Genomic DNA, 12,524 nt, shown 5'->3' on the forward strand with positions numbered 1-12,524 from the left:
GCCGAACTCCTGGATATGCCAACTCCAGGCGCAAAAGCGCCCGGTGACGGAGCTGCTACGCTCAAGCTGCAATCCGCCGGTATGGCTGCATCATCAGGCTTTTACCGTGTCGCTCGACGTCCAGTACCGACGCACTCTTGTCCACCAGCGCCGTGTGCGTTTTACGCTGCTTTTTCGCCGTTTTTTTGCGGCTCAGGTGGGCAAACGGGGCTGAAAAAATCTGTAAACGACGTCACCGACACTGGATGCGACCATCCCTGTACTGGATACGACGCACCCTGTAGGCGTCAGATTTTCACTGGTACATGATCGTATCGACTCGATTGCAAGGCGCCGTGGTAGAGCTGTCTCCAAAACGCCATCCAACCGCAACCTATAAGTGCGGTGGTCCACAGTCGGAACACTGCCAAAAAAAACACCAAGGAGTCCATCCATGAAAGGTTCCCCGTCGTTGTTGTTGGCCGCCATGCTGAGTCTGCCGTTACTGGCTCAAGCCGCAGAACCCGCTCAGTGCAGTACCGTAAACTTCTCCGATGTCGGCTGGACTGACATTACTGTCACCACCGCCACCACCAGCGTCGTGCTCGATGCCCTGGGCTACAAAACCAAAACCACAATGATTTCCGTGCCGGTGACCTACAAGTCGCTGGCCGACGGCAAGAACATGGACGTATTCCTGGGTAACTGGATGCCGACCATGGAAAACGACATCAAGGCCTACCGCGACGCCGGCACCGTGGACACCCTGCGTGCCAACCTCGAAAACGCAAAATACACACTCGCCGTCCCGGAAGAGTTGTATAACAAAGGTCTGAAAGATTTCGCCGACATCGCCAAGTTCAAGAAAGAACTCGACGGCAAGATCTATGGCATCGAACCGGGTAACGACGGCAACCGTCTGATCCAGAGCATGATCGACAAAGACGCCTTCGGCTTGAAAGCCGCCGGTTTCAAGGTGGTCGAATCCAGCGAAGCCGGCATGCTCTCGCAAGTCGATCGCGCCCAGCGCCGCAACACCGCCGTGGTGTTCCTGGGCTGGGAACCGCACCCGATGAACACACGATTCAAGATGAAGTACCTGACTGGCGGCGACGAGTTCTTCGGCCCCAACTTCGGTCAGGCGACCATCTTCACTAATACCCGCAAGGGTTATGCCCAGGAATGCAGCAACGTTGGACAGTTGCTGAAAAACCTGGTGTTCACCCTCGACATGGAAAGCACGCTGATGGGCAACGTCCTGGACGACAAAATGAAGCCTGACGCGGCCGCCAAGGCCTGGCTGAAGAAGAATCCACAGGTGCTCGATACCTGGCTCGCTGGCGTGACCACCATTGACGGTAAACCAGGCCTGGAGGCCGTTAAAGCCAAGCTCGCGCAGTAATCGCTTACGCCGGGCGGGCTCGCCCGCCCGGGCTGTTTATTTCCTTGCATGCGGACGTTCACTACCATGCTGATTGATCAGAAAATACCTCTAGGCCAGTACATCGCGGGCTTCGTTGAATGGTTGACGCAACACGGCGCCAACACCTTCGACGCAATCGCCGTGTCACTGGAAACGATGATCCACGGCGTGACTTTTGCGCTGACCTGGTTCAACCCGCTGGCATTGATCGGCCTCATCGCGCTACTGGCACACTTTATTCAACGAAAATGGGGGCTGACTGCTTTCGTCATCGCCTCCTTCCTGCTGATCCTCAATCTGGGGTACTGGCAGGAAACCATGGAAACCCTCGCCCAGGTGTTGTTCGCCACCCTGGTCTGCGTGGTCATCGGCGTGCCGCTGGGCATCGTCGCCGCGCACAAACCGATGTTCTACACCCTGATGCGTCCGGTGCTCGATCTGATGCAGACCGTACCGACCTTCGTTTACCTCATTCCTACCCTGACCCTCTTCGGTCTGGGTGTGGTCCCGGGTCTGATCTCCACGGTGGTGTTCGCGATTGCCGCGCCTATCCGCCTGACCTACCTGGGTATTCGCGATGTCCCGGAAGAATTGATGGACGCAGGCAAAGCCTTTGGCTGCTCGCGACGTCAGCTGCTCTCACGGATTGAATTGCCCCACGCCATGCCAAGCATCGCGGCCGGTATCACCCAGTGCATCATGCTGTCGTTGTCGATGGTGGTGATTGCGGCACTGGTGGGCGCCGACGGCCTGGGCAAACCCGTGGTCAACGCACTGAACACTGCTGATATCGCCCTGGGCTTCGAAGCAGGCCTGGCGATCGTATTGCTGGCGATCATGCTCGACCGTATCTGCAAACAACCCGACGCTAAAGTAGGGGGTGACGCATGAGCATTATTCGCTTCGAAGACGTCGACGTGATCTTCACCAAAGATCCGCGCGAAGCCTTGAAACTTCTCGACCAGGGCATGACCCGTAACGAGATCCTGAAAAAGACCGGGCAGATCGTCGGCGTCGAAAAGGCCAGCCTGGATATCGAGAAAGGCGAAATCTGCGTGCTGATGGGCCTGTCCGGCTCCGGCAAATCCAGCCTGCTGCGTTGCATCAACGGCCTCAACACCGTGAGCCGTGGCAAGCTGTTCGTCGAGCATGAAGGCAAGCAGATCGACATCGCTTCCTGCACCCCGGCGGAACTGAAAATGATGCGCACCAAGCGCATTGCGATGGTGTTCCAGAAGTTCGCCCTGATGCCATGGCTGACGGTGCGCGAGAACATCAGTTTCGGTCTGGAAATGCAGGGTCGGCCGGAGAAGGAACGCAAACGACTGGTCGATGAAAAACTTGAGCTGGTGGGCCTGACCCAATGGCGCAACAAGAAACCCAACGAGCTTTCCGGCGGTATGCAACAACGTGTGGGCCTGGCCCGCGCGCTGGCGATGGACGCCGACATTCTGCTGATGGACGAACCGTTTTCGGCCCTCGACCCATTGATCCGCCAAGGCCTGCAGGACGAACTGCTGGAGCTGCAAAGCAAGCTGAACAAAACCATCGTCTTCGTGAGCCACGACCTCGATGAAGCACTGAAACTGGGCAGCCGTATCGCGATCATGAAAGACGGTCGGATCGTCCAGTACAGCAAGCCGGAAGAAATCGTTCTCAACCCAGCGGACGACTATGTGCGGACCTTTGTCGCCCACACCAATCCGCTGAACGTTTTGTGCGGTCGCAGCCTGATGCGCACCCTGGACAACTGCAAGCGCATCAACGGTTCGGTCTGCCTGGATCCGGGCGGCGATTCGTGGCTGGACCTGGCGGAAGGCAACACCATCAAAGGCGCACGCCAGAACGGTGCGAGCCTGGACCTGCAGAACTGGATCCCGGGGCAAGCCGTCGAAGGCCTGGGCCGTCGCCCAACGCTGGTGGACTCCAACATCGGCATGCGCGATGCGCTGCAGATTCGTTATCACACCGGCAACAAACTGGTGCTGCACGACAACAACAAAGTGGTCGGGATTCTCGGCGACAGCGAGCTGTATCACGCACTGCTCGGCAAGAACCTGGGGTAAGGCAACACACACAAAAACGCCGCGACAGGATCGCGGCGTTTTTGTTTGTGGGATATCGAGGGAGATGTGTATTGCCCCATCGGGCCCCTTCGCGGGCAAGCCTCGCTCCTACAAGGCCAGCGTAAACCTGTAGGAGCGAGGCTTGCCCGCGAAGAACACGACGCGGTGCTTCAGACTGAAACACCGCGTCACTTACAACTTATTAGCTATAAACCCGGCCAAGGAGCTGCCGATGGCTTTCAAACTGATCGAGCACGTCACGAGTGATCTGATCCTGAGTGAAGCCCATCAGGTCGTAGTCCTGACTGCCGTTGTGCAGGTACACCTCGGCGCGGTAGTAACGGGCGCGAGGTTCATCGGCACTTTCAGCCGACACCGTGTCGCTCGCCGCTGCCAGATAGCCGTCCAGGCTCACTTCGTAGACAAAAGGGTTGCCCTCTTCCATCTCGATGCGCACGCCCATGCAACGCTTGGACTTGCCCAGCAACGTTTGCACGTCCAGGCCTTTACCACGCAATTGCACCACGGCCTCTTCCAGCGCCGGGCTGACTTGCTTGTCCATGAAACGCTGAACAATCGACTGATTCGGTTGCAGGTCCAACTGAGTCAGACGCTCGCTGAAACCACGACGACCGCGCGCCGCCAGTTCCGCTTGCTCCTGTTCGATCTGCACGTCCTGGCGCATGGCCTTGTGCAAGCCGAACATGAAGAACACCAGCACCACCGAGAACGGCAGACCGGCCAGCACCACCATGGTTTGCATGGCTTCGAAGTTACCGGCGAACAGCAGGCCGATGGTCACCAGGGTGATCACAACGGACCAGAAGATCCGCAGCCAGTGCGGCGCATCTTCGTCGACGTTGCCGCCCTTGCACGAAAGGTTGGCCATCATCACCGCGCCGGAATCCGCCGGGGTCAGGAACAGCACGAAACCGACGAAAATCGACACGCCGATCACCACTTTCGACGCCGGGTAATGCTCAAGCAACTGGTAGATCGCCATGGACGGCTGTTGCAGCGCCGTCTTCCCGAGCTCCACCGCCCCGTGGTTCATCACCAGGTCCAGGGCCGAGTTACCGAAGATCGACAGCCACGCCAGGGTGAAACCCAGCGGGATCAGCAGCACGCCGGCCACCAGTTCACGCACGGTACGACCACGGGAAATACGCGCGATGAACATGCCTACGAATGGGGCCCAGGAAATCCACCAGGCCCAGTAGAACAGAGTCCACAGGCCCAACCAGCGGTCGGACTTCTCACTGTCGCCTTCGTACACATAGAGGTCGAAGGTCTTCAGCACCACGCCGTTCAGGTAGTCACCGACGTTTTGCACGAAGCCGTTGAGCAGGTGCAAGGTCGGGCCAAACAGCAGCACGAAAATCAGCAGGCCGCTGAACAGCACGATGTTCAGGTTGGACAGACGACGGATGCCGTTTTCCACGCCGGACACGGCAGCGATGGTCGCCACGGTGCTCATCACGATGATCACGATCAGCAGGTTGGTGTTGCTGTGTTCCATGCCGAACAGGTTTTCAAGGCCCGACGACACTTGCAACGAACCGATCCCCAGGTTTGTCACCAGACCCAACAGGGTCACGAACATGCCGAAGCCGTCCACCGCGTTACCGGCCGCGCCTTTGACCCAACGCTCACCGACCAGCGGATACAGCGCCGAACGCAACGCCAGCGGCTGGTTATGACGGTAGGCAAAGTACGCCACGGCCAGACCGACCAATGCGTAGATCGCCCAGCCGTGCAGGCCCCAGTGCAGGAAGGTCAGCTGTACCGCCTGACGTGCGGCCAGGTTGCTGGCCGAAACGCCTTCCGGCGGGTTGAAGTAGTGGTCCAGCGGCTCGGACGCACCGAAGTACAACAGCGAGATGCCGATACCCGAGGAGAACAGCATCCCCGCCCAGGCGCCGTAGCTGAAGTCCGGGGTGTCGTCCTTGCTGCCCAGTTTGAGCTTGCCGTAGGACGAAAACGCCAGGCCGACCACAAATACCAGGTAAGCGGCGATCACCACCATGTAGTACCAGCCAAAGCTGCGGGACAGCCAGGCCTGGGCGATACCGAGCAATCTGCCAGCCTCTTGCGGGGCGATGATCAGAATGGCGGTCAACAGCAGAATCAGCGCGGTAGAGGTGTAGAACACCCAACCGTTGACCGTCACCTTCTCGGGCGGGGTCTTTATTAGAGAGGCAGAACTCATGGCACAGATGCTCCAGGCAGTGCGAGAGAAGAACACAAGGCAGCGCGTTACCCGACCAATCGGTTAGTTGGCAGCCGACCGGCGGGTGATATAAAGACAACCCGAAAAAAGCCCGAAACCCTTAAGCACCAGTGCGTAGGGGTTTCGAGCCGTTTTGGATGTCGGGTTATCGCCATTTACACGTAGGAAAAACCTGTAAGCAGCGACGATTTGTCGCAGATCTTATTCTTTGTTGATTGAACGTTCAATCAAAACAAAATAGACTGGCCCTCAATCCGATAGACGTTTTGCGTCTGCCGGAAGGCCTAAGGAGATGTGCAAGATGCCCAAGGTCGGTATGCAACCCATCCGCCGCCAGCAATTGATCGAAGCCACCTTGCTGGCCGTCGATCAGGTCGGAATGGGGGACGCCAGCATTGCGCTGATCGCCCGTTTGGCCGGTGTCTCGAACGGCATCATCAGTCACTATTTTCAGGACAAGAACGGCCTGATCGCTGCCACGGCGCAGTACCTGATGAGTGTCCTCAGCGAGAACGTCACCGCGCGCCGTCAGGCGCTGACAGATGCCAGCCCGCGGGCGCATCTGCAGGTGATCATCGAAGGCAACTTCGACGCCAGCCAGGTCAATGGCCCGGCAATGAAAACCTGGCTGGCCTTCTGGGCCACCAGCATGCACCACCCGTCTTTGCACAGGTTGCAGCGGATCAACGATCACCGTCTGTATTCCAACCTGTGCTGCCAGTTCCGCCGCGTATTGCCGCTCGATGACGCGCGCAGTGCAGCCCGGGGCCTGGCGGCGTTGATTGACGGTTTGTGGTTGCGCGGCGCGCTGTCGGGAGATGCTTTCGACACGGAACAGGCGCACCGGATCGCTTACGAATACATGGATTTCCAACTGGCCAAGCAGGTGAGTTAGAGCACACATAAAACGCTCAACCCCTGAACCGCCACTGACCAGCGTGCCAGCGCTACACGGCACGCCCAGTGGTCAACGCCAACCACTTATGCACTTGCGAGGACACTATGGCCCGTTTCGAACTGCAAAAACTCTACATCGATGGCGGTTACTCCGACGCCAGCAGCGACGCCACTTTCGAAGCCATCAACCCGGCTAACGGTGAAGTCCTCGCAAAAGTACAGCGTGCGACCAAGGAAGACGTTGAGCGCGCTGTAGTCAGCGCCGAAAAGGGCCAGAAAATCTGGGCTGCAATGACTGCCATGGAGCGTTCGCGCATCCTGCGTCGCGCCGTTGACATCCTGCGCGAGCGCAACGATGAACTGGCCGCCCTGGAAACCCTGGACACCGGCAAGTCGTTCTCCGAAACCAAGTATGTCGACATCGTTACCGGCGCCGACGTGCTGGAATACTACGCTGGCCTGGTCCCAGCCATCGAAGGCGAGCAGATCCCGCTGCGCACCACTTCGTTCGTTTACACCCGTCGCGAGCCGCTGGGCGTCGTGGCCGGTATCGGCGCGTGGAACTACCCGATCCAGATCGCCCTGTGGAAATCCGCTCCTGCCCTGGCGGCCGGTAACGCGATGATCTTCAAGCCAAGCGAAGTCACTTCCCTGACCACGCTGAAACTGGCCGAGATCTACACCGAGGCAGGCCTGCCAGCCGGCGTGTTCAACGTATTGACCGGCAGCGGCCGTGAAGTCGGCACCTGGTTGACCGAGCACCCGCGCATCGAAAAAATCTCCTTCACCGGCGGCACCGACACCGGCAAGAAGGTCATGGCCAGCGCTTCCGCTTCGTCGTTGAAAGACGTGACCATGGAACTGGGCGGCAAATCCCCGCTGATCATTTTCGACGACGCCGACCTCGATCGCGCCGCCGATACCGCGATGATGGCCAACTTCTACAGCTCCGGCCAGGTCTGCACCAACGGCACTCGCGTGTTCGTACCGAGCCACCTGAAAGCCGCTTTCGAAGCCAAGATCGCTGAGCGCGTTGCGCGCATCCGCGTCGGCAATCCGGAAGACGAAAACACCAACTTCGGCCCGCTGGTCAGCTTCGCCCACATGGAAAGCGTGCTGGGCTACATCGCCAAAGGCAAAGAAGAAGGCGCTCGCGTGCTGTGCGGCGGCGGCCGTCTGACCGACGGCGAATTCGCCAAAGGCGCGTTCGTCGCACCGACCGTGTTCACCGATTGCACCGACGAGATGACCATCGTTCGCGAAGAAATCTTCGGCCCGGTGATGGCGATCCTGACTTACGAAACCGAAGAAGAAGTGATCCGTCGTGCCAACGACACCGACTTCGGCCTGGCCGCAGGCGTCGTCACCAAGGACCTGAACCGCGCTCACCGCGTGATTCATCAGCTGGAAGCCGGTATCTGCTGGATCAACGCCTGGGGCGAGTCCGACGCGAAGATGCCGGTTGGCGGCTACAAGCAATCCGGTGTGGGTCGTGAAAACGGCATCAGCTCGCTGAACAACTTCACACGCATCAAATCGGTACAGGTTGAGCTGGGCGATTACGCCTCGGTGTTCTAAGCCCCCGAGTCATGTGTTGCCCGCGAAGACGCCTTCGCGGGCAAGCCTCGCTCCTACAGGATCGAGGTTTGCCGCAGATTTTGCGCTCGACGCAAAACCTGTAGGAGCGAGGCTTGCCCGCGAATCGAGTGCGCAGCACTCGCCCAGGCCTGACCTGACCAACTTCAAAGAGGGTGCATTCAATGTCCCAAGAATTCGATTACATCATCATCGGTGCCGGCTCGGCCGGTAACACCCTGGCGACCCGTCTGACTGAAGACGAAGGCGTCACCGTCCTGCTGCTCGAAGCAGGCGGCCCGGATTACCGGATGGATTTCCGCACGCAAATGCCAGCGGCCTTGGCGTTCCCGCTGCAAGGTCGTCGCTACAACTGGGCGTACGAAACCGATCCAGAGCCACACATGGACGGTCGCCGGATGGAATGCGGTCGCGGCAAGGGCCTGGGTGGTTCTTCGCTGATCAACGGCATGTGCTACATCCGCGGCAACGCGATGGACTACGACAACTGGGCCAAACTGCCAGGTCTGGAAGACTGGGACTACCTGAACTGCCTGCCGTACTTCCGCAAGGCCGAAACCCGCGACATCGGCCCGAACGACTACCACGGTGGCGAAGGCCCGGTCAGCGTGACCACGCCGAAAGCCGGCAACAACCCGCTGTTCCACGCCATGGTTGAAGCCGGCGTGCAAGCCGGTTACCCGCGCACCGAAGACCTGAACGGTTACCAGCAAGAAGGCTTCGGCCCGATGGACCGCACCGTGACGCCGAAGGGCCGTCGCGCCAGCACCGCTCGCGGTTACCTGGACGTCGCCAAGAAGCGCTCGACCCTGACTATCGTCACTCACGCCCTGACCGACAAGATCCTGTTCGAAGGCAAGCGTGCCGTCGGCGTGCGTTACCTGATCGGCGCCGCTGAAGAGCGCGTTGAAGTCCGCGCCCGCAAAGAAGTGCTGCTGTGCTCCGGCGCCATCGCTTCGCCGCAGATTCTGCAACGTTCCGGCGTCGGCCCGGCCGAACTGCTGAACAAGCTCGACATCCCGGTGGTCCACGACCTGCCAGGCGTCGGCGAAAACCTGCAGGATCACCTCGAGCTGTACCTGCAATACGCCTGCACCCAGCCGGTTTCGCTGTACCCGTCGCTGCTCTTGCACAACCAGCCGGCCATCGGCGCCGAGTGGCTGTTCAACGGCACCGGCATCGGCGCCAGCAACCAGTTCGAAGCCGGCGGTTTCATCCGCACCCGTCCGGAATTCGAATGGCCGAACATCCAGTACCACTTCCTGCCGGTCGCGATTAACTACAACGGCAGCAACGGTGTGAAAGAGCATGGTTTCCAGGCGCACATGGGTTCCATGCGTTCGCCGAGCCGTGGTCGCATCCAGGCCAAGTCCAAGGATCCGCGCGAGTACCCGAGCATCCTGTTCAACTACATGGCCACCGAGCAGGACTGGCAGGAATTCCGCGACGGCATCCGCCTGACCCGTGAAATCATGCAACAGCCTGCACTGGACGCTTTCCGTGGCCGCGAAATCAGCCCGGGCATTGAAGTGCAAACCGATGAGCAGCTCGACAAGTTCATCCGCGAACACGCCGAAACCGCGTTCCACCCGTCCTGCTCGTGCAAGATGGGCACCGACGAGATGGCTGTGGTCGATGGCGAAGGCCGTGTGCACGGCATGCAAGGTCTGCGCGTGGTCGATGCCTCGATCATGCCGATCATCACCACCGGCAACCTGAACGCACCGACGATCATGATCGCCGAGAAAATCGCCGACAAGATCCGTGGTCGCAAGCCATTGCCGCGCAGCACTGCCAGCTACTACGTGGCCGGTGATGCACCGGTGAAAGGCAAGCCTGTGCGTGATGTGAGCGCGACAGCACGCTGATAGCCGCTCTGCAAAACCGCAAACCGCCACCTCTTCGGAGGCTGGCGGTTTTTTATTGCCTTGAATAATCCACCCACCCTGTCCAGCCCGCAACAAAACTCGCAACACTTATAGGGGACTTCAAACTTAATAGTTGCATTAAGATCAGCGCCAAACAAAAACCTGATTATCAAGGATGATAATGAATACCCACTATGCAAACCCAACTGTATCAGCCAGCTTATTCCGACAAACAATAGCAAAAGAAACAACAATCACTCTGAACTTCAACTATCTCAGCGGCATGATCGAAGCGTGGTGGATGAAAAATCACGACCTGAGTATTCATGAGCTGAAAATCCAGCTGATCAATATCTTTGCAACTTACCTCCACCCGGAAGATGCCTACTATTTCGATAAATTAGGGCAAGCGCACGACGGCGTGGCCGCCGTGTGCATCAAGAACATCTTCCACCTCGATTCACCCAGGCTGGCCCTGACGGTGCATGAAGCGCTCGCCGATTTGTTCCATCTGGTTGACATCAAATACGACTATGAAGAACACAAAGCCTTATATCTTAAACCGGCAGCAGAAAAATATCGGGAATGGGGAAATGGCTATGGAGATATCACACCGCATTCCGACGACTTGTATGAAAACCTCAGCGTGGACTTCCTGGCATTAACAGTTTGCCGAGACACTACTCATACGCCGACGGCTTATTATTTTCCCGCGGACTTGCTCTGCGACCTTGATAACGAAGACATTGAAACACTGCTTGGCATGCAAGCCAGGTTTATTTCCGGCAAAAACGTCAAGGGTTCGAAAGAGCGAATTCGCAATGTCGTCGAATACGACGACCACTACGGCTACCGGTTCTCTCTGGACTTCCGGATCGACCCGCACAACGGTGAGCGGATGCGAGCGGTCAACGGCGGCCAACATGTCCTCGACAAGATCAGAGCCCAGTTGCCCACCGCCAGGCACAGTGTCTCGACAGCCGAGACCGGAACCTTCCTGATCGTGGCCAACCACAAGATTCTGCACGCACGCCCCATGCTGAACATGAGTGAAGATGCAGTGCGCACCCAGGCCGCCACCTCAACACTGGCCACCACACCTCGCCTGCTGTTTCGCAGCAAAGGCCCCAGGAAGCAGTATTACGCGCTGAATGCATCCGACTGTCCGCGGGAAACCTGCTGATGGTTGCTGGAAAACCGCCTTGTCATTCGTCAGCCAAGGTCTTCCAGGAAGGCGCACGGGATGCGATCAGCTTCGGTGTCGCCTTCCTGTTTCTGTATTTGTCGATCGGGATGGTAGGCGCCGCACAGTCGTTAACCCTGGGGCAGACCCTGGCAACAACCTTGTTGATATTTTCTACGCCGCTCCAGTTTTTGCTTCTACAAAACTACAACGATGGCTGGCTGTTGATTCCGGTCATTCTGGCGCTCAACGTGCGATTTCTGCTGCTCTCGGCCGCGCTGGCGCCGTACCTGAAGCACGTCTCGACAAGCAACATACTGCCCTCGCTGATCCTGATAACGCCGTCGATATTCACGGCCTGCATGACCCGCTTCAAACAACGAACCGATCACCCCTTCACTTACATGCTCGGCGTGGGCTTGCCGATATTTGCCGTGTCGATTGTGTGTACCTGCATCGGCTTCATCGCCGGTGCCGGGTTGGCGTCGCCGGTGACCACGGCCGTGATGATGATGCTGTTGCCGCTTCAGTTCACGGCACTGGCCGGCAAACACTGGCCGCATTACGCCGAAGTGTCCAGCTACTGGCTGGGCTTCATCGGCGCGCCGGTGCTGGTGCTGTTCTTCAAGGATTACAGCTTGCTCATCACACCGTTTTTGATCGGTGGCGTGACCGTGTTGATTGAAAACGCCTGGACCAAACAAGGAGCGCGCAGCCAATGACAGTTTGGTTTTTGATCGGCTTTGCCGCCGCCAGCGCACTGGCGTTTCGCGCCCTGCCCTTTGCCTTTAAAAACACTACGGCGCTGACGCGCACCCACGGCTCGTTTTATCGGTTTATCAACTACAGCGCACAAGCCATGCTGGGGGTAATCATTTATGACACGGCCTTCAACAAACAGGATGCGCCGAGCCTGATGCAACAGTTTGAAAGCCTGGATGCACTGAAGCTGATACTGCTGCTGGGGACCTTCGTTGTGGTCGCCAAAACCAGAAAAATACTTCCCGCTTTCCTGGCCAGCCTGATGATTTATCTGACGGCGGTCGTCTACCTCTATGGCGGGCAGTAAGCCCCGCCCCCTCTCACCACCGTAACCCATGCCATCGCGAGCAGATCACGACACGGTCTGCCCGCGAGCCTCGGCCTTCACGCTGATTAAATACTTCCTACGCAGCTCTACGCTTGATCCTACCCCCACGCAGGCCTAATCTAGCGCCACGCAAACGTTTCACCCCCCCTTCGCAACACCGCTGCATCGCCACTCCAGACCAAGGAGGTTCCC

At 58.5% G+C, this 12,524-nt stretch carries 10 protein-coding genes; 9 read left to right on the forward strand and 1 reads right to left on the reverse strand.

The genetic code is table 11. The features are described from left to right. The first annotated feature begins 433 nt into the window (after positions 1-433). From ACM6IO_RS29745 to choV, 3 genes are all read left to right on the forward strand, one after another. Positions 434-1,381 carry a choline ABC transporter substrate-binding protein gene (locus ACM6IO_RS29745; protein WP_008033267.1) on the forward strand — a complete coding sequence of 316 codons (948 nt, stop codon included), beginning with the start codon at positions 434-436 and terminating at the stop codon, positions 1,379-1,381. Positions 1,382-1,447: 66 nt separating this feature from the next. After that, positions 1,448-2,293 carry a choline ABC transporter permease subunit gene (gene choW, locus ACM6IO_RS29750; protein WP_008033268.1) on the forward strand — a complete coding sequence of 282 codons (846 nt, stop codon included), beginning with the start codon at positions 1,448-1,450 and terminating at the stop codon, positions 2,291-2,293. After that, the gene (gene choV / locus ACM6IO_RS29755; RefSeq protein ID WP_008044794.1) at positions 2,290-3,468 is read left to right on the forward strand and encodes a choline ABC transporter ATP-binding protein; all 1,179 of its coding nucleotides are present in this window, start codon (positions 2,290-2,292) and stop codon (positions 3,466-3,468) included. Before choW ends, choV begins: the two co-directional genes overlap by 4 nt. Positions 3,469-3,670: 202 nt before the next feature. Here the strand turns inward: choV and ACM6IO_RS29760 are convergent, their stop codons facing one another. Then, positions 3,671-5,620, reverse strand: a complete 1,950-nt coding sequence (locus ACM6IO_RS29760) for a BCCT family transporter (RefSeq protein WP_414912724.1) — start codon at positions 5,618-5,620, stop codon at positions 3,671-3,673. Positions 5,621-5,999: 379 nt separating this feature from the next. On the opposite strand from ACM6IO_RS29760, the gene betI reads away from it, so the two are divergent. The 6 genes from betI (at position 6,000) to ACM6IO_RS29790 (ending at position 12,311) form a co-directional block, all read left to right on the forward strand. Beyond that, the gene (gene betI / locus ACM6IO_RS29765; protein ID WP_008033272.1) at positions 6,000-6,593 is read left to right on the forward strand and encodes a transcriptional regulator BetI; all 594 of its coding nucleotides are present in this window, start codon (positions 6,000-6,002) and stop codon (positions 6,591-6,593) included. Between the two features lie 107 nt (positions 6,594-6,700). Beyond that, positions 6,701-8,173, forward strand: a complete 1,473-nt coding sequence (betB, locus tag ACM6IO_RS29770) for a betaine-aldehyde dehydrogenase (RefSeq protein WP_008033273.1) — start codon at positions 6,701-6,703, stop codon at positions 8,171-8,173. Positions 8,174-8,355: 182 nt separating this feature from the next. Then, complete coding sequence (gene betA / locus ACM6IO_RS29775) at positions 8,356-10,059, forward strand: choline dehydrogenase (protein ID WP_192227581.1); 1,704 nt, start codon at positions 8,356-8,358, stop codon at positions 10,057-10,059. Positions 10,060-10,240: 181 nt separating this feature from the next. After that, a complete protein-coding gene (locus ACM6IO_RS29780) occupies positions 10,241-11,242 on the forward strand; it encodes a hypothetical protein (RefSeq protein WP_192227580.1) in 1,002 nt (333 codons plus the stop codon). Then, positions 11,242-11,964, forward strand: coding sequence for an AzlC family ABC transporter permease (locus ACM6IO_RS29785; RefSeq protein ID WP_192227579.1), 723 nt, complete (start codon positions 11,242-11,244; stop codon positions 11,962-11,964). The genes ACM6IO_RS29780 and ACM6IO_RS29785 overlap by 1 nt, the downstream gene beginning before the upstream one ends. Then, the gene (locus ACM6IO_RS29790; protein WP_414912712.1) at positions 11,961-12,311 is read left to right on the forward strand and encodes an AzlD domain-containing protein; all 351 of its coding nucleotides are present in this window, start codon (positions 11,961-11,963) and stop codon (positions 12,309-12,311) included. The genes ACM6IO_RS29785 and ACM6IO_RS29790 overlap by 4 nt, the downstream gene beginning before the upstream one ends. Positions 12,312-12,524 lie beyond the last annotated feature (213 nt).

It is taken from the genome of Pseudomonas sp. IT-P44 (genome assembly GCF_949768225.1).
GTDB lineage: Bacteria > Pseudomonadota > Gammaproteobacteria > Pseudomonadales > Pseudomonadaceae > Aquipseudomonas > Aquipseudomonas migulae.